This window comes from Sorangiineae bacterium MSr11367 (genome assembly GCA_037157805.1).
Lineage (GTDB): Bacteria > Myxococcota_A > Polyangia > Polyangiales > Polyangiaceae > Pendulispora > Pendulispora rubella.
The window spans coordinates 573,418-596,288 of record CP089983.1 but is presented as its reverse complement, the minus strand read 5'-3'; the positions used below and the strand labels follow the sequence as shown (position 1 = coordinate 596,288).

General features: G+C 64.5%; 26 protein-coding genes and 1 pseudogene. 12 read left to right on the top strand and 15 right to left on the bottom strand.

The annotated features are described in order from the left end of the window. Positions 1-5: 5 nt before the first annotated feature. The 3 genes from LVJ94_02495 to LVJ94_02485 all read left to right on the top strand — a co-directional run bounded on the left by LVJ94_02495 (position 6) and on the right by LVJ94_02485 (position 3,612). Entirely contained in the window at positions 6-632 is a 627-nt protein-coding gene (locus tag LVJ94_02495; GenBank protein ID WXB06132.1) for a TetR/AcrR family transcriptional regulator, read from the top strand. A 275-nt stretch (positions 633-907) separates the two neighbouring features. After that, on the top strand, positions 908-1,237 hold the full coding sequence (locus LVJ94_02490; GenBank protein WXB06131.1) for a hypothetical protein: 330 nt from the start codon (positions 908-910) through the stop codon (positions 1,235-1,237). Continuing rightward, positions 1,186-3,612 (top strand): S8 family serine peptidase, encoded by a 2,427-nt coding sequence (locus LVJ94_02485; GenBank protein WXB06130.1) that lies wholly within the window; start codon positions 1,186-1,188, stop codon positions 3,610-3,612. Before LVJ94_02490 ends, LVJ94_02485 begins: the two co-directional genes overlap by 52 nt. Before the next feature lie 305 nt (positions 3,613-3,917). Here the strand turns inward: LVJ94_02485 and LVJ94_02480 are convergent, their stop codons facing one another. From LVJ94_02480 to LVJ94_02465, 4 genes and pseudogenes are all read right to left on the bottom strand, one after another. Then, entirely contained in the window at positions 3,918-4,313 is a 396-nt protein-coding gene (locus LVJ94_02480; GenBank protein ID WXB06129.1) for a hypothetical protein, read from the bottom strand. Between the two features lie 255 nt (positions 4,314-4,568). Next, positions 4,569-4,754: pseudogene (locus tag LVJ94_02475) on the bottom strand (energy transducer TonB). 128 nt (positions 4,755-4,882) lie between these two features. After that, positions 4,883-5,353, bottom strand: a complete 471-nt coding sequence (locus LVJ94_02470) for an SRPBCC domain-containing protein (protein ID WXB06128.1) — start codon at positions 5,351-5,353, stop codon at positions 4,883-4,885. Beyond that, positions 5,316-5,678 carry a metalloregulator ArsR/SmtB family transcription factor gene (locus tag LVJ94_02465; protein WXB06127.1) on the bottom strand — a complete coding sequence of 121 codons (363 nt, stop codon included), beginning with the start codon at positions 5,676-5,678 and terminating at the stop codon, positions 5,316-5,318. The genes LVJ94_02470 and LVJ94_02465 overlap by 38 nt, the downstream gene beginning before the upstream one ends. A 154-nt stretch (positions 5,679-5,832) precedes the next feature. Between LVJ94_02465 and LVJ94_02460 the strand changes: the two genes are divergently transcribed. Further along, positions 5,833-6,366 carry an OmpA family protein gene (locus LVJ94_02460; protein WXB06126.1) on the top strand — a complete coding sequence of 178 codons (534 nt, stop codon included), beginning with the start codon at positions 5,833-5,835 and terminating at the stop codon, positions 6,364-6,366. A 23-nt stretch (positions 6,367-6,389) separates the two neighbouring features. Here the strand turns inward: LVJ94_02460 and LVJ94_02455 are convergent, their stop codons facing one another. Genes LVJ94_02455 through LVJ94_02440 form a run of 4 tightly spaced genes read right to left on the bottom strand, consistent with a single transcriptional unit; the run spans position 6,390 to position 9,834 of the window. Continuing rightward, positions 6,390-6,923: a hypothetical protein gene (locus LVJ94_02455; GenBank protein ID WXB06125.1), complete on the bottom strand. Its 534-nt coding sequence runs from the start codon at positions 6,921-6,923 to the stop codon at positions 6,390-6,392. A 25-nt stretch (positions 6,924-6,948) separates the two neighbouring features. Then, complete coding sequence (gap, locus tag LVJ94_02450) at positions 6,949-7,953, bottom strand: type I glyceraldehyde-3-phosphate dehydrogenase (protein ID WXB06124.1); 1,005 nt, start codon at positions 7,951-7,953, stop codon at positions 6,949-6,951. A 3-nt stretch (positions 7,954-7,956) separates the two neighbouring features. After that, positions 7,957-8,409 carry a MarR family transcriptional regulator gene (locus LVJ94_02445; GenBank protein ID WXB06123.1) on the bottom strand — a complete coding sequence of 151 codons (453 nt, stop codon included), beginning with the start codon at positions 8,407-8,409 and terminating at the stop codon, positions 7,957-7,959. 45 nt (positions 8,410-8,454) lie between these two features. Then, entirely contained in the window at positions 8,455-9,834 is a 1,380-nt protein-coding gene (locus LVJ94_02440) for an amidase (GenBank protein WXB06122.1), read from the bottom strand. A gap of 57 nt (positions 9,835-9,891) precedes the next feature. On the opposite strand from LVJ94_02440, the gene LVJ94_02435 reads away from it, so the two are divergent. The 5 genes from LVJ94_02435 to LVJ94_02415 are packed head-to-tail and all read left to right on the top strand — an operon-like array spanning position 9,892 to position 13,891. Continuing rightward, the gene (locus LVJ94_02435; protein WXB06121.1) at positions 9,892-10,386 is read left to right on the top strand and encodes a DUF3830 family protein; all 495 of its coding nucleotides are present in this window, start codon (positions 9,892-9,894) and stop codon (positions 10,384-10,386) included. Then, positions 10,386-11,129 (top strand): hypothetical protein, encoded by a 744-nt coding sequence (locus LVJ94_02430; protein ID WXB06120.1) that lies wholly within the window; start codon positions 10,386-10,388, stop codon positions 11,127-11,129. Before LVJ94_02435 ends, LVJ94_02430 begins: the two co-directional genes overlap by 1 nt. A 15-nt stretch (positions 11,130-11,144) precedes the next feature. Further along, the gene (locus LVJ94_02425) at positions 11,145-12,473 is read left to right on the top strand and encodes an MFS transporter (protein ID WXB06119.1); all 1,329 of its coding nucleotides are present in this window, start codon (positions 11,145-11,147) and stop codon (positions 12,471-12,473) included. A gap of 3 nt (positions 12,474-12,476) precedes the next feature. Continuing rightward, the gene (locus LVJ94_02420) at positions 12,477-13,208 is read left to right on the top strand and encodes a hypothetical protein (protein WXB06118.1); all 732 of its coding nucleotides are present in this window, start codon (positions 12,477-12,479) and stop codon (positions 13,206-13,208) included. After that, on the top strand, positions 13,205-13,891 hold the full coding sequence (locus tag LVJ94_02415; protein ID WXB06117.1) for a GntR family transcriptional regulator: 687 nt from the start codon (positions 13,205-13,207) through the stop codon (positions 13,889-13,891). Before LVJ94_02420 ends, LVJ94_02415 begins: the two co-directional genes overlap by 4 nt. A 3-nt stretch (positions 13,892-13,894) precedes the next feature. Here LVJ94_02415 and LVJ94_02410 read toward each other — a convergent pair whose 3' ends face one another. Further along, positions 13,895-15,151, bottom strand: coding sequence for an aminotransferase class III-fold pyridoxal phosphate-dependent enzyme (locus tag LVJ94_02410; GenBank protein WXB06116.1), 1,257 nt, complete (start codon positions 15,149-15,151; stop codon positions 13,895-13,897). A gap of 76 nt (positions 15,152-15,227) precedes the next feature. On the opposite strand from LVJ94_02410, the gene LVJ94_02405 reads away from it, so the two are divergent. The 3 genes from LVJ94_02405 to LVJ94_02395 are packed head-to-tail and all read left to right on the top strand — an operon-like array spanning position 15,228 to position 17,568. After that, the gene (locus LVJ94_02405; GenBank protein ID WXB06115.1) at positions 15,228-16,685 is read left to right on the top strand and encodes an NAD-dependent succinate-semialdehyde dehydrogenase; all 1,458 of its coding nucleotides are present in this window, start codon (positions 15,228-15,230) and stop codon (positions 16,683-16,685) included. Between the two features lie 51 nt (positions 16,686-16,736). Next, a complete protein-coding gene (locus LVJ94_02400; protein WXB06114.1) occupies positions 16,737-17,084 on the top strand; it encodes a metalloregulator ArsR/SmtB family transcription factor in 348 nt (115 codons plus the stop codon). A gap of 4 nt (positions 17,085-17,088) precedes the next feature. Next, positions 17,089-17,568, top strand: coding sequence for an SRPBCC family protein (locus LVJ94_02395; GenBank protein WXB06113.1), 480 nt, complete (start codon positions 17,089-17,091; stop codon positions 17,566-17,568). Here LVJ94_02395 and LVJ94_02390 read toward each other — a convergent pair whose 3' ends face one another. The 6 genes from LVJ94_02390 to LVJ94_02365 all read right to left on the bottom strand — a co-directional run bounded on the left by LVJ94_02390 (position 17,569) and on the right by LVJ94_02365 (position 22,729). After that, on the bottom strand, positions 17,569-18,780 hold the full coding sequence (locus LVJ94_02390; GenBank protein ID WXB06112.1) for a hypothetical protein: 1,212 nt from the start codon (positions 18,778-18,780) through the stop codon (positions 17,569-17,571). A gap of 316 nt (positions 18,781-19,096) precedes the next feature. Continuing rightward, a complete protein-coding gene (locus LVJ94_02385; GenBank protein WXB06111.1) occupies positions 19,097-19,837 on the bottom strand; it encodes a MerR family transcriptional regulator in 741 nt (246 codons plus the stop codon). Positions 19,838-19,899: 62 nt separating this feature from the next. Next, positions 19,900-20,382: a hypothetical protein gene (locus LVJ94_02380; GenBank protein WXB06110.1), complete on the bottom strand. Its 483-nt coding sequence runs from the start codon at positions 20,380-20,382 to the stop codon at positions 19,900-19,902. 172 nt (positions 20,383-20,554) lie between these two features. Beyond that, positions 20,555-21,127 (bottom strand): hypothetical protein, encoded by a 573-nt coding sequence (locus LVJ94_02375; GenBank protein WXB06109.1) that lies wholly within the window; start codon positions 21,125-21,127, stop codon positions 20,555-20,557. Positions 21,128-21,132: 5 nt separating this feature from the next. Continuing rightward, on the bottom strand, positions 21,133-22,278 hold the full coding sequence (locus LVJ94_02370) for a M56 family metallopeptidase (GenBank protein WXB06108.1): 1,146 nt from the start codon (positions 22,276-22,278) through the stop codon (positions 21,133-21,135). After that, positions 22,271-22,729 (bottom strand): BlaI/MecI/CopY family transcriptional regulator, encoded by a 459-nt coding sequence (locus LVJ94_02365; GenBank protein ID WXB06107.1) that lies wholly within the window; start codon positions 22,727-22,729, stop codon positions 22,271-22,273. Before LVJ94_02365 ends, LVJ94_02370 begins: the two co-directional genes overlap by 8 nt. Positions 22,730-22,871: the final 142 nt, after the last annotated feature.

Below are 22,871 nucleotides of genomic sequence, written 5' to 3'. Positions count from 1 at the left end.
GGAGCATGCCCCCGACGAACGCGAAGCGAAAAGGAAAACCGGCTCGACGCGAGCCCAAACAGCGCCGCTCTCGGGAGACGGTCGATGCGGTGCTCGATGCCGTGGCCAAAGTGCTCAAGCGCGATGGTGCGGGAGGGCTGACCACGAATCATATTGCCCAGGTTGCCGGTGTGAGCATCGGGTCCATTTATCAATACTTCCCCAACAAGGCTGCACTCTTCACGGCGTTGTTCAATCGCCACATCGAAGAATCGAGCCGGCTGGTCGAGAGCACGCTCGTCGAACACGCCACCTCGCCTCTCGACGACGTGGTCCGCGCCTTGGTCGAGGCGATGATCGAAGTACACGCCATCGATCCTGCATTGCACGAGCTTCTCTCCACCGGCGCTCCCCACGGCGCCGAGGTGGCGCGCGATTTCGAGAAGCGCCTTCATGGCGCCCTTCGATTGGCCATTGCCTCTCGCCCGAAGGAGCTTGCCGTATCGGGCGACCTCGAACGAAAGCTGTTCGTCCTCACCCAGATGATCGAGGCGCTCTCCCACGGCGTCGTCCTCCGGCGCCCGCCCCGCATGTCCCTCGCCGCCGCCAAGGAAGAAGCCGTGCGCGCCGTCCTGGTCTACTTGCATGCGTGACGCGCCGTCTCCCGAGGTGCAGCCATGGCGTGAAGTGCCAACTTCGAAAATCGATTATTCGCAGGCAATTTCGATATCATGTCAATTTGTCGCAATCGACCATAACTCTCTCCTTGCTCGGCTGGCCGACGAACACTAGATTCTCTCGAATCCGACTGCTTTCAACGGGTCGCGTGAGGAGGAGTCAGATGACCGCACGTTGGTCTTCCGTATCGTTCGATAGGCATATCTGGCGACGGTTGGGCGGACTGTCGTCGCTCGCGATCGTGTCGTTATTGAGCTGTTCTCGAGACTCGACGGTAGCAGACACACGCACGCGACTCGAAGAACTGCAGCGCGGCGCGGACAATGGCGTGACGACCGACTCGGTCACGTTGGTGACAGGCGACCGCGTCATCGTGCGTCGAGTCGCAGGAAAAAGTCTGGTGGACATCGATGCCGGACCAGGACGCAAGCACATCGCCTTCGACACGCGGGTCGTGCGCGGCGAGATCACCGTGGTTCCGAGCGATGCGATGTCGTTGGTCACATCGGGAAAGCTCGATGCACGCCGTTGGAAGAAGCCGTCAATCACCTCTCGGCGGAATATGGCGCACTGTTCGTGATCTCCGCAGGCAACTCCGGCGCATTCGGAGCGCGGACGGTCTCTTCCCCCGCCAGTGCCGATGCAGCGCTGGCGGTGGGAGCCGTGGATGGCGCCGAGCGGCTGGCTGATTTCTCGAGCCGAGGACCTCGTATCGGAGACGACGGGGTCAAGCCGGAGATCACGGCGCCGGGTATCGGCATCGTCGCAGCGCGCAGCCAACATGGCCAGATTGGTGAGCCGGTGGGCACGAGTTACGTGCGGCTCAATGGCACGTCCATGGCGGCACCGCACGTAGCCGGTGCCGCCGCCATCATGGCGTCGCAGCATCCGGATTGGTCGGGCGCGCAAATCAAGGCGGCGCTCATCGGATCGGCCAAGCGCAATCCAGAGCTGTCCGTCTTCGAACAGGGCAGTGGACGCGTCGACGTCGCCCAGGCGATTCACCAGCAGCTCCTCGCCGAGTCGGCGAATCTGAACTTTGGCATCCAGCGCTGGCCGCACGACGATGACCAGCCCATCGAGCGAACCGTAACGTACCGCAACACGGGCGAAAGTCCGATCACCGTGCAACTCGGTGTTCAAATATCGGGACCGGACGGACGTCCAGCCCCGGAGGCGATGTTCTCGGTCCGTCCCACCTCGCTGATCGTGCCCGCCCATGGCGAGGCGCAAGCCACGTTGACGACCGATACGCGCGTTCAAGGCGTAGACGGCACGTACGGCGGATCCTTGGTGGCCACCGCGAGCGCACACGAACTGCGCACCCTCGCGAGCGTCACCCGCGAGGTCGAGAGCTACGATGTCGCGCTCCAGTACGTCGGCCGCCCGGGCGCAACTCAGTCGGACTCCAATGTGTTCATCTATGGAGTGGGCCATGACTTCGCGGGTTGCGCCGCGCCGGGTGGGGCGTTCGGATGCGTCGCCTACGATGCGTCGGGCAAGGCGATGTTCAGGCTCCCAAAAGGGCGTTACACCGCCGGTGCCCTCAGCAACGACACGGCGAAGGATGGCCACGTCGACCGAACGTTGCTCATGCAACCGCTGCTGTCGGTGACTGGTGAATCTACGGTCGTGTTCGACGTGGCGCGGGCCAAGCCGGTCGACATAACAGTCCCGCATCGGACGGCCCGCATCGCGAGCCGAAGTATTGAAATCGATCGAGAATTGGCGGAGCACTACATGTTGCTGAGCCGCATTCAGGCGGACGCTCCGACGGATGTTTTGCTCACCGCGCAGCTCGGGCCAGACGTTTCCAAGCAAGAATTCATGGCATCGTTCAATTCAACGTGGGCCGAGCCAAACCCATCGCCCCCGGCCGGTGAGTTCAGCTGGTTGGAATTCTTCGACAGCCCGTACGTTTATCGCATTTCTCATCCCTCCTATGGGCACTTCCCCACGGGACTGAAGTGGAACGTGCGACGCTCCGAGCTTGCCACCGTGACCGCCCGTTATGACGCGCCCGCAGGGGACAAGTGGGCGATGCATTCCTGCTTCCACGGTGACGATTCGCCCGACGGCATGGACCGTGGCTTCGCCTTCAACGAATGCGCGTTCGTCGCCTCGACGCCGTCCACGCGCACGGAATACTCGTCGACCGGCCCCATGACCTGGAGCACATGGCTGTCTCAGTTTCCGGTCAATAGCGCGCCGTTTCCATTTTCCCTCCTGGAGAGCGAGCAAGAATCGTCATTCCTCCACTACGACGCTGGGCACAGCTACCACGAGCACTGGAACGCGGGGGTGTTCGGCCCTGGCTTTGCCAGGCAAATCAATCGATGGCTGATACGGCGTGGCGACAGTTTCTTCGCGAGCATTCCCATCTTCAGCGATGCAATCGCCGAGCACGCTGGGGGCGCGAGATCCGATTCCTCGCGGACCACGTTGTTTCGAGACGGCCATAAGGTGGCGGAGAGCGCGGGTTCACTCGAGGTCGACGTCGAACCGGGTCCGGCGACATTCCGGCTCGAACGGGAGGTGACCCTTCCCGCGAGCATCTCACCGACCACGAAGATCTCCGCCGCGTGGACATTTCGCTCGGACACCGTGCCCGCGGCGGAAGATTTCCGGAGGCAGCCCGTATCCGCGGTGCGATTTGTGCCCGATCTCGATGAACGCGGACGTGCGCCCAAAGGACGGCCTTATTTCGTGCCGCTCTACGTCCAACGCCAACACGATTCATCGGCGGGCGATGTCGAAGAGCTCACGGTGGACGTATCCTACGACGACGGTGAGACGTGGCAGGCCACGCGGCTGGTACCCAAGTCCGATGGCTGGCTGGCGTTGGTGCATCATCCGAACGATGCCTCGTTCGTCTCGCTGCGCGCCAAGTCGGTCGATACGCAGGGCAACATGGTGGAGGAGACCATCGTGCGCGCCTACGGTTTGGAGCCCTAGGCTCGGAGAGCGTGGCGCCCTTTTCGTGGTGGCTGGCACGGATTGCCGGTCCTTGTCGCGACGCGACAGCTGTTGCTATGCCACCACGCGAACGGCGCGCCGGCGCGAAGCCTTCGGCGCACGCCGCGCATGGAAACACGCAGTGGCTCGAATGGTGCAATACATACCGGCATCGTGAATAAATCGGCTGGATGTACCTCCGCCACCATGGCGGCGGTTCTTTTGCTTGGAGTGACTGGCTGCGGGATCCCCGCCATCGATGCATCGAAGGTCAAACACCTCGAGGTCGTATCGTTCGAAGGAGCCTATTTCTGTCCGACGGGTGAAACCAAACTCGCCGTGCAGGCCAAAATGGATGATGGGAGCGTGCGATCGACCCTTACCAGCGAACGCTCCGCCCAGTTCGACGCGGCGGAACTCGTGTGGGCGGTGAGCCCGTCCATGGGGCAAGTGAGGTCGGACAAGCTGGAGGTGGCATTCGTCCCGAACGACGACGTCACCCCCGCGCTCGAAAAGAACGTCACCTTGGACGTGGCCATGCAGAAGAACATGGCCGCCAAGGGCACCATCGAGCTCGCGCCCAACTTCGCCTGCCACCAGGGTGCCATGTTCAGCGCACCGGCCGGGGCTACCGGATCGTACGGTGACCAAGACGTGAGCTTCTTCTCCGTGCTCGCCGCGTTTTCTTCGCGCGGAAGCACCGGGCACCACGGTGGCCATGGCCAACATGGAAATGATGCAACGGCCGTCAACGCCTACGTCAAGTTGGTGCAGACACCCAAGCGCGGGACGCTCGCCGCCGTTCGCGTCGTTCGCCCGAGTGACAATCACACGGTGACGTACTTCGTGGATCCCACATCGGGCAAAATCACGATCATCAACCGCGGTGGCAAAGGTGGCCGCGGCGGATCGGGTGAAGACGGGCGTTCCGGCGAGAGCGGCGGCACCTGCCGCCGCGGTGGCGACGGAGGAAATGGCGGCGACGGCGGCGATGGTGGCGACGGCGGTGCAGGCGGCGCGGTCACCGTGCACATCGATGCCTCGCGTCCGGAGCTGGCCAACTTGGTGCGCGTCGACAACCGCGGCGGCGACGGCGGCGATGGCGGATACGCAGGTAGCGGCGGCTCCGGTGGATATGGTGGATCGGACAGCAAGCGCAAATGCTATCCCGACAGCGGCCGCTCGGGCCAATCCGGACAAAGCGGCAGGGACGGCCGCAACGGACAGGCCGGGCCTGCACCGGAGTTCCTTACGATGGCCCCCGAGGAGATTACGTTTTAGCGGCGAGCTGCCGCTCGAGTTTGCCGAAGCACTCGCCCCAGCCCTCGGCATTGCCATTGCGCTGGGAAGCCGACGTGAATCCAGTTTGCACGAAGGTCATCTCCGTGCGTAAGCCCATGTCGGCGAGGTGCACGCGGACGACGGTTCTCGGCCCCGAGGAACCGTCGTCCGCCCGCTGGGTGAGGCTGAATACGAGTTTTTCGGGGGCATGGACTTCGATGTATTCGCCAAACTCGGTATAGCCGTTGCCCTTCTTCGTCGAGACGAAGTGGACTTTCCACTTCCCGCCAGGATGGGGCTCCGTTTCCGAGGCGGTCACCTCGTAGCCGTCGGGCGCGAACCAGGCGGCGACACTCTCGGGCTCGATCCATTCGCGAAACACCCGCTCGCGCGGGGCGTCGAACGTGCGGACGATGCGGATCTCATTCCCGGCGGACTCGTTTTCCCTTGTTTGAGTCATCGTGTTTCTCCTTTGTCTTGAGTCGTTCGTTCAGTCGATCGAAGCGCGCGTTCCATAGCCCGCGGTAAGTTTCCAACCAGTGGTCCACGGCCGCGAGAGGCTCTGCACGGATGCGACTCGGCCGGCGTTGCGCATCGCGCCCGCGCACGACGAGCCCCGCGGCCTCGAGCACGGCTACGTGTTTCGATATCGCGCGAACCGTCATGGCAAAAGGCTCCGCAAGCTCTCCCACGGAGGCTTCGCCTTCGAGCAGCCGTTCGAGGATGGCCCGGCGTGTGGGATCGGCAAGCGCTGCAAATGTCGAGCTGAGCGGGTCCTGAATCATGCAGACCTCTTTCGTTCCGGAACTAATAGGTTCCGTAATGCTCGCCGTCAACGCCCATCTCGAGCTACATTATTCCGTCACGATCGCATTCCATTGAAAATGAATTCGACGGCCATCGCGGGCAACGAAGTCGCCAACGTCTACGGAGGTTCGCATGCATTCACATTTGCGTTTCGCTCTGCCGATGCTCGCCCTGCCGCTTTTCCTCATCAATGGATGCGCTAGCGAGCCGGCTCCCCGCCCTGCCGTGGCCGAGGTCCCCAAAGCCGCGCCCCCGCCCCCGCCTGCGGTTCCGTACAAAGGCCCCGGCGTCGCGGTATCGGGTGACCTCATGGCCGCGTGCAACATCGTGATCAACAAGACCGAGAGCGCACCGAAGTTCGCCTACAACGACCACGACCTTCAGCCGGAAGACCGAGCCGTGCTCGACCAAGTCGCGAAATGCGTCACGACCGGTCCGCTCAAAGGGCGCTCGCTGAAGCTCATTGGTCGCGCAGATTCACGCGGCGAGGTCGAATACAATTTTGCACTGGGCTCACACCGCGCCGACACGGTCGCAGGCTACCTTTCGCAGCTGGGCGTCGAAAAAGCCAAGTTGGTCGAAACGTCGCGCGGCAAACTCGATGCAACGGGAACGGAAGAATCGAGCTGGGCCCAAGACCGCCGCGTCGACATCGCGCTGCTCTGAGCCTACATACGGGTCTCCGCAGGTCAGTACATGCTCGTCACCGCGACCTTGCGCGTCACCATGAGAAGCGTCTCCTCGTAGCGCGAGAGCTGCTCGGCTTTCGCCTTCGCGTCGGCGTAACGATTGGCCCCTCGGCGTACCTGCAATGGGGACCGCCTCCTCGTAGGGTCGGACTCCGGTTCCACCACGCTCCAATCCCACGTAAAGTCCTCCTTGGTGGAGTCTTGGCCATCCAAGGAAATGGTCTCTTCGGGCGCGGCCTGGGTGAGCGCGCGATACTCCGCCGCGGTGAGATCCGGCCATTCGACGACGAGCCGGCCTCGATCGAAGATGCAGCGCTTGTGGAAGACCGTGATGACGTAATGGCCCCACGGGAGGCAATGCATGGCGCTCAGGGGGAGCGCCGTCGCGGACGCTTGCCATGCCCACGTGAAGTAATTGTGCCAGCCCTCGACGAAGAATTGAGGACCGCCGTGCTGCGCGTCGAAGATGGGCAATCGCCGCGAGGTATCCTCCGGGTAGTCGTAGATCCCTTGCTCGTTGGGCTCGTCGATCATGGCACTATCGTGCCACAGCCCGGGCCTAAACGAGTTGGGCGAGCTCGATCATGCGATTGGAAAAGCCCCACTCGTTGTCGTACCAGGCGAAAACCTTGGCGAAGCGCTCGCCGAGCACCTGGGTGAGCGTGGCGTCGAACACCGCGGAGCGCGGTTCGCCGAGGTAATCGCTCGAGACGAGTGGCTCTTCGGTGTAGCCAAGGATGCCCCGCATCGGCCCTTCGCTGGCTGCCCGCATGGCGGCGTGGATCGCGTCCTTGGTCAGCGGCTGCGAGCTCTCGAAGGTGAGATCGACCAGCGAGACATCCATGGTGGGCACACGCATCGAGCGTCCATCGAACTTGCCCGCGAGCGCGGGAATCACCTCGCTCAAAGCTTTGGCCGCCCCGGTGGACGTCGGCACGATGTTCTGCGCGGCCGCACGCGATCGGCGCAGATCGCCCTTGCGATGTGGAAGGTCGAGGAGCACCTGGTCGTTCGTATACGCGTGCATGGTCGTCATGAGACCGCGCTCGAGACCGAAGCCGTCGAGAAGGACCTTGGCGACCGGCGCGAGGCAATTGGTCGTGCACGACCCGCACGAAATAACGGTGTGTTTCGCCGGATCGTACGACTCGGTGTTGACGCCGAGAACGATGGTCACATCGTGCCCTTTCGCCGGAGCCCCGATGATGACCTTTCGCGCGCCCGCGCCGAGGTGCGCACTTGCCTTGTCCTTGTCGGTGAACAGCCCCGTGCACTCCAGCACCACATCGACACCGAGCTCCCTCCATGGAAGCTTGGCCGGATCCTTCTCGGCTGCGACCCGAATCGGCTTGCCGCCGATGACGAGACCGCCCTCCTGGGGCGTGGCCCGATGCTTCGCGCGCCCGTGGACCGAATCGTAGTTGTAGAGGTGCGCGAGCGTTTCGGCGTTGGTCAGATCGTTGAGCGCGACGAGCTCGAGATCCGACACACCTCGCTCGAACAGTGCCCGCACGATGCATCGCCCGATACGGCCGAAGCCGTTGATTGCCATTCGTTTCGCCATGATTCAATCCTCCTTCGAGGGGTTGCTGGGCAGGAACGCATCGAAGAGCTTCTTTGCGATCCGCTCGAAATCCTGAAGATCTCGCTCGTCGAGCACCCCGACCACGCGCGCGGCGAAGCGCGCACGCTGCTTTTCCACGCGCCGGCGGGTACGTTGCCCTTCGGCGGCGAGCTCGAGAACGTACTCGCGTCGATCTTCCTTGCTGCGTTTACGAAGCACCAACCCGCGATCGAGCAGCGTCTGCAAGAGACGCCCCGTCAACGTCGGCGCCGTATCGGTCGCCCGCGCGAGATCGGCCTGCGAAATACGGGGATGCTGGCCGATGTAGCGCAGGAACCACACCTGCGTGCTCCAGAGCTTCTCGTCGGTGTACGTCTCGTCGGAAACGTCCATGAGCAGTCGCCAGAGGCCGGCGAAGGTCTCGATGAACGCGATCGGATCACGTGCACGCGTCATAGTACACCTGGTGTACTATTTTTAATGCACCTGGTGTATTAAATTTTACCCTGCAGCTTGCTCGTAGACGCGGCTCACGGCGAGGACCTTGGCATCGGCGTAGCGCGCACCCACGATTTGAAGCCCAATGGGCAGCCCCTCGGAGGTGCGACCGCAAGGAATGCTCGCGGCCGGTTGCTGCGTCATGTTGAAGGGGTACGTGAACGGAGTCCATCCGGTCCACCGCGGCGAAGGAGCTCCCTCGGGGGCTTCGCGTCCTGCCTCGAAGGCGGGAATGGGCAAGGTCGGGGTGAGCAGCACGTCGTACGTCTCGTGGAAGCGCCCCATGCGTTGCCCCAAGGCCGTGCGCACGGCCATGGCATCGAGGTACTGCATCGCGCTGATGCGCCGGCCCTCCTCGCAGATCTCGACGAGCCCCGGATCCAGACGATCGAGGCGCCGCGGATCGAGCGCCTCGACCGCTTTGGCCGCCCCCGCGAACCACAGAGTATGAAAAGCCTCCACGGGATCGCGGAACCCCGGATCGACCTGCTCGACCACCGCGCCCAGCCGCGCGAAGACTTCCCCCGCGCGCAGGACGGCGGCCTCGATGTCCGGGTGCACGTTCTTCACGTACCCGAGGCGGGGACTCACGGCGATGCGCAGGCGCGACGGGTCCAGCGCGAGGCTTTCCACGAAGGAGGCGTGCGGCGGCTCCAAGGCCGACGGATCGCGGCTGTCGGCCCGCGAAAGCAGGTCCATCATGAGCGCCGCGTCCTCCACGGTGCGGGTCATCGGCCCCACGTGCGACAGCGTGCCGAATGGGCTCGTCGGATACAGCGGAACGCGCCCGTAGGTCGGCTTGAGGCCGAAGATGCCGCAGAAGCCCGCGGGAATACGCACCGATCCGCCGCCGTCGGTCCCCAAGGAAAGGGGTGCCATGCCCAATGCCACGGCCGCCGCGCTACCGCCGCTCGAACCTCCCGCGGTGCGCGATGCATCCCAGGGATTGCGCGTGATGCCGGTGAGCGGTGAATCGGTTACACCTTTCCAGCCCAATTCCGGCGTGGTCGTTTTGCCCACGAAGATGGCGCCCGCCGCACGCAAACGCGCAACGCTCGGTGCATCTTCGTTCCACGGCTGGCTGGCATCCACGGCGAACGATCCTCGCAACGTCGGCCAGCCCCGCGTGAGTAGAATGTCCTTGATGGACACGGGTACGCCGTCCAAAACGCCGCATGGCTGGCCCTGGCACCAGCGCGCCTCGGAGGCCCGCGCGGCCTCGAGGGCTTCCTCGTGGGCGATCAGGCAAAAGGCATTGACCCGAGGGTTCTCGCTCTCGATGCGCGCGAGCACGGCGCGCACCACCTCCACGGGCGAAAGTGCCCCGCTGCGGTACGCATCCAAGAGAGAGCGCGCGGAGAGGAATACCGGATCGGTGTGCATTGGTTGACAGGCTACCGGCCTCTTGTATGATTGTCAACAATCTACCAAGGAGGCATCATGCCCCGATTCATGAAGATCACACTGGAAAAGCGCGGTGTGTCCTGCGTGGCGCGCTTGCTCGACGAAGACGCTCCGCGCTCGTGCAACGCCGTGTGGAAGGCGTTGCCGCTCGCGGGTGACGCATACCACGCGAAATACGCGCGAAACGAAGTGTACACGATGGTGCCTCGTTTCGCCGACGACGAGCCAGGCATCGAGAATCCAACGGTCACCCCCATACCGGGCGACGTCGTCTATTTCTCCTTTGCCGCGGGAATGCTCGATCGCCGCTTCAAGCAGGAAAAAGGCATCGAGAACCTGCCCAGCCTCATCGATTTGGCCATTTTCTACGGCCGCAACAATCTGCTTTTGAACGGCGACGTCGGCTGGGTCGTCGGCAACGTGTACGCATCCATCGTCGAGAATCTCGATGCCATGGCCACCGCCTGCAACGACGTTTGGCGCTCGGGAAGCGTGGGCGAGCGGCTCATTTACACCCGGCACGAAGTCTAATGGCGGCCCTGGCCATTCCGCCGGGACCGAATCCGCGCCGTGGGATCGGCGTGGTCGCGCCCTACGACTTCGCATTGGATCACGAGCTATGGCGCTGGGCGCCGGACGGCATCACATTGCACACCACGCGCACACCGTACTTCTCCATGCCGGTCGGCATCGAAATGGCGGAAACCGTGAGCGATGCCGCCGCGGTGATCGAGGGGGTTCATTCGTTGGTCACCGTTCGGCCGTCGGCCGTGGTGTATGCCTGTACCTCGGGCAGTTTCGTGCACGGGCGGCTCGGTGAGCGCTACCTGTCCGCGACCATGCACGAAACCGGCGCGCCCGTCGCCATCACCACCTCGGGGGCACTCCTCGAGGCGCTCTCCGCACTGGAAATCAAGCGGCTGGCGGTGGCCACGCCCTATGTGCCGGAAGTGACCGAGCGGCTATGCTCGTTCCTGGGCGAGGCCGAGGTCGACGTCGTCAAAAGCCACGACCTTTCCCTCACCCACGACATTTGGACCGTCGATTACGCGCGTGTCGCCGACATGATCCTCGCGTGCGACGATCCACGCGCCGAGGCGGTGTTCGTGAGCTGTACGAACGTGCCCACCTACGATGTGATTGCGCCGCTCGAAGCGGCTCTCGCCAAACCCATTTTGACCGCGAACCAAGTCACCATGTGGGCTGCGCTGCGCGCGCTCTCACTGCGGGCCAACGGTCCGGGCCAGAGTTTGCTCATGGTCGGGACGAATTGAACTCGGGAGGTTGCCATGGACAATCGGGATCGCGAAATTTTGCGACGCGCCATTGCCGCCTCGGCGATGGGAAATGCCACCGAATGGTACGACTACGGAATTTACGCCTTCGTCGCCGGGACGATGGGGCGCGTCTTCTTTCCCTCGGACGATCCCGTCGTATCCCTGCTTTCCGCCTACGGCGTCTTCGCCGTGTCGTTCGTGGTCAGACCGTTCGGCGGCATGGTCTTCGGCCCGCTCGGCGACCGCCTCGGGCGGCAGAAGATCCTCGCGCTCACCATCATCGTCATGTCGGCGTGCACGTTTCTCATCGGCTTGCTTCCGGGGTACCGCACGCTCGGGGCGGCCGCGCCGGTGCTTCTCATCGCGCTCCGCCTCGTGCAAGGCTTCTCCACCGGCGGTGAATACGGCGGGGCGGCGACGTTCATGGCCGAATATTCGCCCGACGACAAGCGAGGCTTCTGCGGCAGCTTCCTCGAATTCGGTACGTTGTCGGGCTACATTTTCGGAGCCGCCGTGGTCGCCGCCACGCACTTCGTGCTCGGCGATCTGGCCATGGAATCGTGGGGCTGGCGCATTCCGTTCTTGCTCGCGGGGCCACTGGGCGGGGTCGGTCTCTACCTGCGGTCCAAACTGGAGGACACCCCCGTGTTCCGCGAACTCGCGGAGTCGCAACCGCCGACACCGCACGCGGCCTCGCCGTTCTCCGCGCTGTTCGGGCATTGGCGGCCCATCCTCGTTTGCATGGGCATGGTCATCATGCTGAACGGCGTCGATTACACCTTGCTCACGTACATGCCCGAGTACCTGAAAGGCCCGCTGCATCTGTCGTCGAACAGCGCGCTGCTCGTGACCATTGCGGCCTATGTCGGAATGCTCGGTGCCGTCACCTTCGCGGGAAGGCTTTCCGATCGGGTCGGGCGCAAGCCCTTATGGTACGCATCGGGCGGTGCCATTCTGCTCTTATCGGTGCCGGCGTTTCTGCTCATGGGCCGGGGGTGGGGCTTCGCCCTCGTGGGCTTCGTGGCCTTGGGGCTTCTCTTCTCCCTCCAGCTCGGCACGGTGTCGGCGACGTTCCCCGCGCTCTTCCCCACGAGTGTGCGCTATTCGGGGTTTGCCATCAGCTACAACCTCGCGACATCGCTCTTCGGTGGAACCGCGCCCTTGATCATCTCGTACCTGATCGACAAAACCGGTAACGACCTGATGCCCGCGTTCTATATGATGGCCACGTGCGCAATCGGCCTCGTGGCCGTGGGGTTCTCACCCGAAACCCGCGGCTTATCGCTCCGCGGGACGGGAAATGTCAGGCAGGCCGAGATCACGAAACGGGAGGCAGCATAAGATATGACGAGGGTTGGCTTTTTGTACCCCGGCTATGGGGCTGAGGACGACTATCCCCGCGCGGAGGCGCGCCTCGGCGGGGATGTTCGCCTTCACCTGGTGCACACCTCCGTGGGCGAGGACGCGCACCGGGTCGATGCGCTGCTCGACTTGGGTGCGCCGGAACGGCTCGCGGCCGGCGCCGAGGAACTTCGCGATGAGGCCGACGCCGTCGTGTGGGCCTGCACCAGCGGGAGCTTCGTCTTCGGTTGGGATGGGGCTTACGAGCAGGTGCGCGGCCTGGCGAAGCTCCTCGGCGTGCCGGCCTCCAGCACGTCGTTCGCGTTCGTGCACGCGGCGAAGGCCCTCGGGGTACGGCGTGTCGCCGTGGCCGCCACGTACCCGGACGACGTGTCGAGCAAGTTCGTCGACTTCCTCCAGCGTGGCGGCGTGGAGGTAACCTCGCTGTCCAGCAATGGCGTGCCCACCGCGGCGGATGCGGGGGCACTCGGACGCGAACAGGTGCTCGCCCTGGCGGCGGCGGGCGATCGCCCGGAGGCCGATGCGCTGCTCGTCCCCGACACGGCGCTGCATTCGATTGCGTGGCTCGACGAGCTGGAATCGCGCGTGGGCAAGCCGGTGCTGACCGCGAATCAAGTGAGCATCTGGGAAGGCCTGCGCCTCGCGGGCGAGCTTCGCACGTGGACGGAAATGGGTGCCTTGTTTCGGCTTGCGAACGCGGAGGGGCGGGCATGAGCCAGCGCGAGCAGCACGACAAACCCGCAACCCGCGTGCTCGTGCCGCAGGTGTTCGAATCGACCCCGAGCATCGTGGCCTCGAAACTGCGCGAGGCCATCGTGCTCGGCGAGCTGGCGCCCGGCGCGCAGCTCGTGGAAATGCAGCTCGCGGCCCAACTCGGGGTGAGCCGCGGACCGCTGCGCGAAGCCATGCAGCGGCTCGTTCAGGAGGGGCTCCTGCGCAGCGAACGAAACCGCGGCCTCTTCGTGGTGGAGCTCGACGACGATGACGTGCGCGATCTCTACGTGGTGCGGAAGGCCATCGATCAAGCCGCGGCGTCGCTCATCCTATCGAAGGACGCGGCCGCCGCGGTGAAGCGCCTCAAGCCCATCCTCGCCGAAATGAACGACGCGGCGAAACGCGGCGATCGCATGGCCCTCAGCACGGCGGACATGCAATTTCACGAGGCGTTCGTCGAGGCCTCGGGCAGCCCGCGCCTGATTCGCATGGCGCGGACCTTTCTCACCGAGACGCGGCTGTGCATCACCACCCTGGGGCAGACCTACGGCTCGCTCACCCGCGTAGCCACGGAGCATGCCGCGATTTTGCGCGCCCTCAAGGATGGGGACGAGACCAAATTGATGAGCGCCATCCAAGCCCATATGGATGACGCTCTCGATCGACTCGTCGGGGGGCGCTGATCGTCACTGCGCCAAGGCGTCGCGCACCGACTCGGCCCAGATGGCCAGGGCCTCGTCCACCTGCTTCGCATCGACGACGAGCGCAGGGATCATGCGAACGACTTGTCCCCATGCGCCGCAGAGCAGCAGCAAGAGCCCGCGCTCGGTGGCAAACGACTGCGCGCGCTGGGCCGCCGCCGGATCGGGATTGCCGTCGGGAAGCACGAATTCACTTCCCACCATGAGCCCTAGCCCGCGCACGTCGCCGATGCGCGCATGCTTGGCGGCGATCCTCCGCGCCCCCTCGAGCAGCCGGGCGCCCATGACCGCGGAGTTCTCCACCAGGTTCTCGTCGCGGATGACGTCGAGCGTGGCAATGGCGGCGGCGCACGCGACGGCGTTGGCGCCGTAGGTGCCACCCTGTGAGCCGGGCCACGCCTTGGACATGAGCTCGGCGGAGGCGGCCATGGCCGACAGCGGGAAGCCGCTGGCGATCCCCTTGGCGGTCACGATCACGTCGGGGCGGATCGCGGCATGCTGGTGGCCCCAGTACTTGCCCGTGCGGCCAAAACCGGTCTGCACTTCGTCGACGACCAACAGGATGCCGTGTGCATCGGCGCGCTCGCGCAGCCCCTCGAGAAAGGCCTTGGGCGCGGGCACGTAGCCCCCCTCCCCCAGCACCGGCTCGATGACGAACGCCGCCGTCTCCCGCGGAGCACTGATCGTCGCCAAGATGTAATCCAGCTCGCGCAATGCGAAACGGACCGCGGTCGCCTCGTCCCAGCCATAACGGTACGCATAGGGAAACGGCGCCACGGTGACGCCGCCCATGATGGGCGCAAAGCCGGCGCGGAACTTGGTGCCCGATGTGGTCATCGACGCCGCGCCGATCGTGCGCCCGTGAAAGGAGCCATGGAACACGACGACGTTGGTCCGCCCCGTGGCCTGCCGGGCCAGGCGCAACGCGGCCTCGACGGCCTCGCTGCCCGAGTTGGCGAAGAACACGGAATCGAGGCCGGGCGGCAACACCTCACCGAGGCGCTCCACGAGCGTGAGCAACGGTTTGTGCTTCACCGTGGTGAATTGCCCGTGGATCAGCGTGGCCACTTGGCGCCGCGTGGCTTCGACGACACGCGGATGGCAGTGCCCCGTGCTGGTCACGCCGATGCCGGCTGTGAAGTCCAAATATGCACGACCGCCCTCGTCGTAGAGGTAGACGCCTTCACCCCGCGCGGCAAGAACCGGCGTGGCCTGGCGAATCAGGGGCGACAGATGTGCCATGAGAGCCTCCGTTCAACGGAAAGAAGATTGTCGACAATCTTACGATTTACAGTAAGCCTCCGGCAAGGAGGATACGATGTCCGAGCGCGAACGAGCGATCATCGCAGCGGTGTCCAAACAACTCTTCATCGGCGGAGCGTGGCGGCGGGCGCAGCGGTCTTTCGCCGTGGAGGACCCTTCGACGGGAAACACACTGTGCGAGGTTGCCGACGCTTCACCCGAGGAGGGCGCGAGCGCGGTGGATGCCGCCGTGCGGGCCCAAGCGCACTGGGCCACCGTCGCGCCGCGCGAGCGCGGGGAGATCTTGCGGCGCGCCTTCGAGCTTCTCATGGCCCGCCAGGAAGATCTGGCGTGGCTCATGACCCTGGAAATGGGCAAGCCGCTGGCCGAATCGCGCGGGGAGATCGCGTATGCCGCGGAGTTTTTCCGCTGGTTCTCCGAGGAGGCCGTGCGCATCGATGGCGGCTACGCGGTGGCGCCCAACGGCCGCGCGCGCGTTCTGGTGATGCGGCAACCGGTGGGGCCGGCGTTGCTCATCACGCCGTGGAATTTCCCCATGGCCATGGGCGCGCGCAAGATTGGCCCCGCCGTGGCGGCGGGTTGCACGATGGTGGTCAAACCTGCTCCGCAAACCCCGCTGTCGATGCTCGCCCTGGCGGGCATTCTGCAGGAGGCGGGTCTGCCCGACGGGGTTCTGAACGTCGTGCCCACGACGCGCGCCGGTGAAATGGTGGAGCCGATGTTGCACGGTGGTCGCGTGCGCAAGCTCTCCTTCACCGGCTCCACCGCGGTGGGGCGAAGGCTCTTGGCCCAGTGTGCCGACGAGGTCTTGCGCACCTCGATGGAGCTCGGAGGCAACGCGCCCTTCATCGTGTTCGACGACGCGGATCTCGACGCCGCGGTGGAGGGGGCCATGCTGGCGAAGATGCGCAACATCGGAGAAGCCTGCACCGCCGCCAATCGCGTGTACGTGCATGCGCGCATCGCTTCGGCGTTCGTGGAGAGGTTCGCGGCGCGCATGGGCGCTTTGAAGTTGGGTCGCGGGATCGAACCGGGTGTGGAGGTCGGTCCGCTCATCGACGCGCGGGCCCGGGAAAAGGTCGCTTCGCTCGTGGCCGATGCCCGGGAGCGGGGCGCGCGGCTCCTGGTCGGCGGCGGCCCCGTCGAAGGTCCAGGCTATTTCTACCGGCCCACGGTGTTGCTCGACGTCAGCCCCCACGCGCGCATGCGGCACGAAGAGATCTTCGGCCCCGTCGCACCCGTGAGCACGTTCGAAACCGAGGACGAGGTCATCGCCTCGGCGAACGACACCGAGTACGGACTCGTTGCCTACGTGTACACGCGCGATCTCGCCCGCGCGATGCGTGTGTGCGAGCGGCTCGACGTTGGCATGGTGGGGCTCAATCAAGGAATCGTCTCGAGCCCCGCGAGCCCCTTCGGCGGGGTGAAGCACTCGGGGCTCGGACGCGAAGGCGGGCGCGTCGGCATCGACGAATTCCTGGAAACGAAATACGTGGCCATCGCCGCGCCGTGAACACTTAAGCCGTCGCTTGACAATCTTCGGGGCGCGCCCATACTCAAGCCAATGCTTAAGCAACAGGCCGTCGACCGCATCTTTCACGCCCTGGCGGATCCTACCCGCCGCGCGTTGCTGGAGAGGTTGAGCCGTTCACCCGCCTCGGCGAGCGATCTGGTGAAGCGCCTGGACATCACCTTGGCCGCCGTCGTCCAGCACCTGCAGGTGCTCGAGGAAAGCGGCATCATCCGAACCGAAAAAGTGGGCCGCGTGCGCACGTGCCGGCTCGAACCGAACGGGCTCCGGCTCGCCGAACAATGGATTGCGGATCGCCGAACGCTCTGGGAGCGCCGCTTCGACCGCCTCGGCGACATCCTCGACGAGGAAGATCTCGAGCCCTCGACCGAAAAGGAATGACACCATGTCCGTCGTACACAGCACCTTCACCATCGAGCGTCAGTACAAAGCAGCCCCCGCGCGCGTGTTCGCCGCATTTGTGAATCCGGAGACCAAGCGGCGCTGGTTCGCCGAGGGCGAAGGGTGGCAGGTCAATGAGTACACGCTCGACTTTCGCGTCGGTGGCGTCGAAAATGCGCGCTTCACCTTCGTCGGCAGCGGCGAAGAAGGCGCGCCTCCGGCCGGTACACCCATGGGCAACGACACGGTGTACCAAGATATCGTGCCCAATCAGCGCATTGTCTTCGCGTACACGATGACGGTGGGCGACAAACGCATTTCCGCGTCCCTCGCCACCGTGGAAATCGTATCCGCCGGCACCGGCACGAAGCTCACCTACACCGAACAGGGAGCCTTTTTCGATGGCGCCGATAGCCCACGCATGCGGGAGGAAGGCTGGGGCGAGATCCTCGCGAGCCTGGGGCGCGAAGTCGACGAAGCGTAGCTACGATACCCCTACGCTTCGGCGTTGGCGAACCATAATGACGAGCGCACCGAGGACGAGCAGGGCGACCCACGACTCGTCCGCGCGACGGGGTGCCAGGCTGCAACCGCTTTGCTCGTCGCTGCTCGCATGCAACTCCGGTCCGTGCTCTCGTTCGATGGCCTCGAGGAATGCGGATTCGAACTCCTTTTGCGTCCCGGTCTCCGACGCGCTCACGTTCATCGTCGCGAGGTTCGCGCTGCGCAGGCTGCGTGGTCCGGCGAAGCCGTTGCCGGTATTTTTCCGTAGGCCCTCGAGCATTTTCAGCAGGGCCGACTCGTCGCCGAGCATGTCATTGTGCGTGTTGAGCGTCACCGCGGAGGTCAGCAAGAAGTTCTCGATGTTCGCGGACTGGTCTTGCCACCCGGTGCTTCCGCCGACGACGACATCGGTGGCCCCGACGATGTTCGTGTAAACGATGCTCGAATCCGAATCGTGCGTCGGGAGGGTTCGACCATTGGTGAACAATCGCAGAAACGTCCCCGGTGGCTCCGACGGACCGCCGTGCAGGTCGTTCCAGTAATTGGCGTCGAAGAGATCTTCGGCAAAGGGTGACCTCACCGTGGCGGCCAAGCCGGGGTCGAGGCCAAACGTGGACACCAGGGTGTCGGCGACTTGCCTCACGGTGAGGGTCGGGAAAAACCGTTGGCCGAACGCCAAGAGCTCTGGCAAGTACACGTCGAAGTCGACAAATCGCGGCACGCCGAGATGGGCATACGGATGATGGAGCCCGCCGAACGAGACGAACGCGTGCACCTTCGACGCGCCGCCCTTCTTCAAGACGTAATGGTCGAGGACACCGGTGCCCGCCGAGTGACCGACCACGTCGACCTTCTCCGCGCCCGTCTTCTGCAGGACTCCATCGATGAAGCCGGAGATCTGCTCCGCGCTGATCCAGAGGTGATCTTGGCCATTCGCGCCGCCCTCGACCAAACCATAGTTGGTCGCGTACACGCAGTAGCCCTCGCGTATGAGCCGTCCCCACACACCGCCCATCCCGTGGTAATCCCCAGCTTGGCCGTGCACGAGCACGACGGGGTACGGTTTCTCCACCGTCGGTTTGCAATTGTTGAGCAGATCCGTCTCACCGGTGGTGAGCGGGTCGGCATGCGCCAACGGGGGCACGATCGAAAACACAGCGAGAACCGCTCCGAAGATGAGGAAGGTCTTCATGGTCGGGGCCCAGGCACATCGCGGGCCATCCTGATTCGCCGCAAATCACCGCTGTAGCAACGAGCCCGCGCAGAACCATCCGATCCGCGATGGAACGAATCGTTCCGCACATGCATCCTAAAAAACAATGAGCGCAATCCTCCAGAAGAAGAAGGAACCGCCAGGACGCCAGGGTCGCCAGGGGGAACCAACCATAAACCCTCATTTTTGTTTTATTGCCGTTTCCCTCGGCACCCCTGGCGACCCTGGCGTCCTGGCGGTTTCCTCTTCTCTTTTCAACGCGGGACACTCGTCGAGCAGCGTGCCCGCTGATTCTTTAGGAGCGGAAGATGGGCCAGCCGATTTCGGTGCGGTGTGCGCGTTCGTCGGATGCATCGTGCGGGCCGACCAGATAATTCTCGAGGATTGGGCCGGCCATGCCCATGGTGTGGTCGTTCACGTAGGTGCCCAAGGCCGCGAAGGATTGGTCGACGGTGTCGAGTGGCCCCTCGTGGGTGATGACCGCGACCTCGGATGCGGGCAATACGATTTCGACCATGCGCCCTTCGGGGTCGGCGGCGCCTTCGATGGGGACGAAGGCGGTGACTTCGCCGACGTCGTGCTCGAACAGATCGCTCGCACGAAGGGAGGCGTCGGCCCCGGCCCGGTGCGCACGGCCATGGTGAAATGCGGCCCGTAGCTCCTCGAATGCGGCACGCCGCCAGAGGTCGACCTGGTCGGCGGAGACGCGTTCACGAATGGCCAATACGCGCTTGCTGGCGAGGCCTCGTAGTTCGATTTGGGCGTTCGCGGAGGGCCCCTCGAGCAACTGGCGCAGCGAGGCGGGGAGATCTCCCGCCTTCAACATGGCCTTGACGTCGTCGAGGGGCATGCCCGTGGCGCACAGCCGGCGAATCACCTGGGCCATGGGAACCTGGGCCATGGCGTATTTTCGATAGCCGAGCGCGCGATCGATGGCCACGGGCTCGAGCAGGCCGGCCTCCTCGTACTGGCGAAGGGCCTTCACACTGAGAAAGGTCATCCGCGCAAAATCGCCGCTGCACACCACTGTCGCCATCCGACCAGTGTGACGCGCCCCGCCAGGGGGCCGTCAAGCCGGATCATCGCCTTATGGGCCATTCAATAGCTCGAGCACGGCAGCGGTCTCGTTGGCAACCCGATGCTGAGCGACGCGCCGGAGTACGAGAGCATATGCATGTGCTCGAATGCCACGGCCTCGTCCTGGCTCTTGTGGGCAGCCTCCAGCGAGTACCGCGATTGAAAGCGTTCTTCGAAGGAAGTCAGGGGCATTCGCTCGCCGAGAAACACGGCGACATCCGGTGCAATGTGGCACCCGGCACTATCCATGGTCTCCGAGGAATGGATGCGCGGATTCAATGCGCGCACGACGGGGCGAAAATTCTCGCGTTCCTCGGTCGGCTCACCGAGGAGCTCCGCGGACACGGATCGAAGCGCACCGCAAGCACGCGCAGGGACCAGCTCGGGCATGCGGCCGCCTTCGAAGACGTCCCGCGGGAGCAGGACGCCGTTCGTGCCCGCGGCAGTGGGTTTGACCAGATCGTCCTCTTGCCCCGCCGCCGGCAAGGGGTACACGACGGTCACGTCAACGTTGCGAAGCGCGTTGCCCTGGCTCGGGGCTTTGGGATCCGAGTTTTCACCCGAGCACGACCTCCCGCACGAGCGTACGCGCCTTCGATGAGGCACTTGGCGCCATTCTCGTGTCGTCTTCGGATACGACTGTCGCTCTTCGATTGTACGAACTACGGATATCGACTCAGCGCCCGGTGCGCGTAAGGTCGTTCATCCAATTCGTTTCCCACGTGCGGCCGCCATCGTACGAGAAGGCCTGCTCCCAATGCGCGGTGTCCGGCCCAGTTTTGGTCCAGATGTAGCGCACCTTCACAGGGAGTCCGTTGTCCACGTCTTCGCCGTAGAATTCACCACGGTTGCCGGTGAAGCCACCCACCTGCGGCGGATCCATTCGGCCTACTTTGCTATTGATCCAGTAGATCGACCATTGACGCTTTTCGGGATTGAAGACGCGTAACGTGAGGCCCGAAAAGCCTTTGCTCGGCATATCCATTTGATCGACGTTGACCATGCCGCCGAGGTATTGCGTCGTGCGGTTGTACGAGAGGAATTCTTCCCACTCGTGGCTTCCCACGTTGCGCGCCTTGAGGCGACGATTGGCCAAGGTCCAGCTTCCGGGTGCCCAGTCGAAGTCGTGAATGTCGCCCGTGGGCAATGCCGTGACTTGGGCCTGTGCCACCTCGGGCGGCCGGGCCGGAGTCTGCGCGGTACCGCATGCCGGGAGTGCGAGTACCAAGAGGAAATAGCGTTTGCGCATGGCACTCAGTGCTGGCAGCCGCCGTCTTTTCCTTCGGACACCGTTTCGTATTGGACCGGGTGGGATTGTACTTGCGGTTGCGATTGCACCTGCGGCTGCGACGCCCACGAGGTGGGGGCGAGCCAGAGGCACGCGGCGAAGGCCGAACCGGCGAGGGCGAGGAGCACCAGAGCGCGCCGCTGACCGCGGGTGGGCGCGTGCGAGCCGCGCGACAGGAGAAGAGCAATGCGTCGGGACAGATTCGAGTCGGCCATGGGTACGGTTCCTTTCATGTTCGATTGCATCAAGGTGCGTTGTGCGAGTTCCAGAAGAAAAGCTGCATATTGCAAAGGAGAATCGGCGGCCACGCGGGCATCGACGCTGGCTTCGCGCGCCCAGGCAATCTCCGAGAGGAAGGCATTCTTCATCGGGTGGCCGGTGAACAGGATGCGCGCGATGCCGACCAAGAAGGCCACGCGAAGATCGCCGCGCAGGATGTGCACCATCTCGTGGTGCAGCACGAAGTCGAGTTGCTCGGTGGAAAACGTGTCCAGCTCCGCACGCGGCAGGACGACGCGCGGCGCGAGAACGCCGGTGGCGAAAGGCACGTCGGTTTCGTCGGACACGAAGAGCGCGGGCACGGGCATGGCAAGCCGCCGCGCCATGATCGCCGCGCGCGCATGCACGAACGACGGCGCCTCGAAGGCGCGACGGCACGTCCCCACCAGCTTCGCGTGCAGGAAGAGGGCTCGGACGAGCGCGATGGCCACGAAGAGGGCCCAAAGCATGGCCACCGCCGCGAGCCCGCGTCCCATGGGACTCGTGCCCCATGCGCCGTCGGCTGCCACCAGGGGGCGCGCCCAATCCGCGGCATGGCGCAGCGGCGCGGCGTTGGACCACGCGGCGGTTTGCCAGTGCGTCTGCAGAACGCCGCCGCTCACCTCGCGAATGGACGGCAGGACCGCCATGACCGCCGAGCCCAAAAGCCCGACGACCGCGGTGCGGTATCGAAACGAGGGCGATGCCGGCGTCTCCTGCGGGCGGCCCTTGCGAAGGGGCACGCGCAGAATGACCCCGCACATGGCGAGGGCCACCCACGCGAACAAAACGCCGAGGCCCCACGTGGCCACGGTGAGGCTGCCCAGGCGATCGGCGACGACGTGACTATTCATGGTATTTGCCCCCCTTCGCCCGCCGTGATTCGGGCGCCGCTTTGCTGTGTGGCTCCTCGGCCTTGAGCCGCGATTCGATCTCGCTCTTCAACGATTCGAGCTCGTCGCGCGTCCACGGCTCGTCCTCCAGGAGGCCGACCATGAGCTTTTCGGCGCGCCCGCCGAAGAGGCGGTCGACGAGGTCGCGCACGTGGCGGCGCTGGACCTTGGAGGCGGCGATGGTCGGCCGGTACACGTGGGCGCGCCCGCCGTCGGGATGCGGCTCGTGCCGCACGTAGCCTTTTTGCTCCAAAATGCGCAGAAGCGTGAGGGCGGTGGTGTACGCAACGGGACGCTGCAGCTGCTCCACGACCTCATGCACGGTGCCGCCCTGGCGCTCCCAGAGCACCTGCATCACCTCCGACTCCGCACGCGTGAGCATGGGTCGCTTCTCGGCCGCTTCCTTGGACATGACTAAGAAGTTAGTACTAAAGATTTAGTTGTCAAGCAGCCCGTGATGCCTGGCGCACAACGATGCGGTTCGCCTCCGGCGGGGGCAGAGGCGTTCAAGACACACTGCGTCATGATTGCATTTCGACCTTCACGATTGAATG

Bases quoted from the DNA above. Each gene is read 5' to 3' on its own strand.
- LVJ94_02365 (WXB06107.1), bottom strand. From the start codon at position 22,729: ATGTCCAAGGAAGCGGCCGAGAAGCGACCCATGCTCACGCGTGCGGAG.
- LVJ94_02435 (WXB06121.1), top strand. From the start codon at position 9,892: ATGCCCCGATTCATGAAGATCACACTGGAAAAGCGCGGTGTGTCCTGC.
- LVJ94_02445 (WXB06123.1), bottom strand. From the start codon at position 8,409: ATGACGCGTGCACGTGATCCGATCGCGTTCATCGAGACCTTCGCCGGC.
- LVJ94_02375 (WXB06109.1), bottom strand. From the start codon at position 21,127: ATGCGCAAACGCTATTTCCTCTTGGTACTCGCACTCCCGGCATGCGGT.
- LVJ94_02440 (WXB06122.1), bottom strand. From the start codon at position 9,834: ATGCACACCGATCCGGTATTCCTCTCCGCGCGCTCTCTCTTGGATGCG.
- LVJ94_02370 (WXB06108.1), bottom strand. From the start codon at position 22,278: ATGAATAGTCACGTCGTCGCCGATCGCCTGGGCAGCCTCACCGTGGCC.
- LVJ94_02405 (WXB06115.1), top strand. From the start codon at position 15,228: ATGTCCGAGCGCGAACGAGCGATCATCGCAGCGGTGTCCAAACAACTC.
- LVJ94_02495 (WXB06132.1), top strand. From the start codon at position 6: ATGCCCCCGACGAACGCGAAGCGAAAAGGAAAACCGGCTCGACGCGAG.
- LVJ94_02455 (WXB06125.1), bottom strand. From the start codon at position 6,923: ATGATCGACGAGCCCAACGAGCAAGGGATCTACGACTACCCGGAGGAT.
- LVJ94_02400 (WXB06114.1), top strand. From the start codon at position 16,737: ATGCTTAAGCAACAGGCCGTCGACCGCATCTTTCACGCCCTGGCGGAT.
- LVJ94_02390 (WXB06112.1), bottom strand. From the start codon at position 18,780: ATGAAGACCTTCCTCATCTTCGGAGCGGTTCTCGCTGTGTTTTCGATC.
- LVJ94_02395 (WXB06113.1), top strand. From the start codon at position 17,089: ATGTCCGTCGTACACAGCACCTTCACCATCGAGCGTCAGTACAAAGCA.
- LVJ94_02465 (WXB06127.1), bottom strand. From the start codon at position 5,678: ATGATTCAGGACCCGCTCAGCTCGACATTTGCAGCGCTTGCCGATCCC.
- LVJ94_02385 (WXB06111.1), bottom strand. From the start codon at position 19,837: ATGGCGACAGTGGTGTGCAGCGGCGATTTTGCGCGGATGACCTTTCTC.
- LVJ94_02430 (WXB06120.1), top strand. From the start codon at position 10,386: ATGGCGGCCCTGGCCATTCCGCCGGGACCGAATCCGCGCCGTGGGATC.
- LVJ94_02415 (WXB06117.1), top strand. From the start codon at position 13,205: ATGAGCCAGCGCGAGCAGCACGACAAACCCGCAACCCGCGTGCTCGTG.
- gap (WXB06124.1), bottom strand. From the start codon at position 7,953: ATGGCGAAACGAATGGCAATCAACGGCTTCGGCCGTATCGGGCGATGC.
- LVJ94_02425 (WXB06119.1), top strand. From the start codon at position 11,145: ATGGACAATCGGGATCGCGAAATTTTGCGACGCGCCATTGCCGCCTCG.
- LVJ94_02410 (WXB06116.1), bottom strand. From the start codon at position 15,151: ATGGCACATCTGTCGCCCCTGATTCGCCAGGCCACGCCGGTTCTTGCC.
- LVJ94_02420 (WXB06118.1), top strand. From the start codon at position 12,477: ATGACGAGGGTTGGCTTTTTGTACCCCGGCTATGGGGCTGAGGACGAC.
- LVJ94_02470 (WXB06128.1), bottom strand. From the start codon at position 5,353: ATGACTCAAACAAGGGAAAACGAGTCCGCCGGGAATGAGATCCGCATC.
- LVJ94_02460 (WXB06126.1), top strand. From the start codon at position 5,833: ATGCATTCACATTTGCGTTTCGCTCTGCCGATGCTCGCCCTGCCGCTT.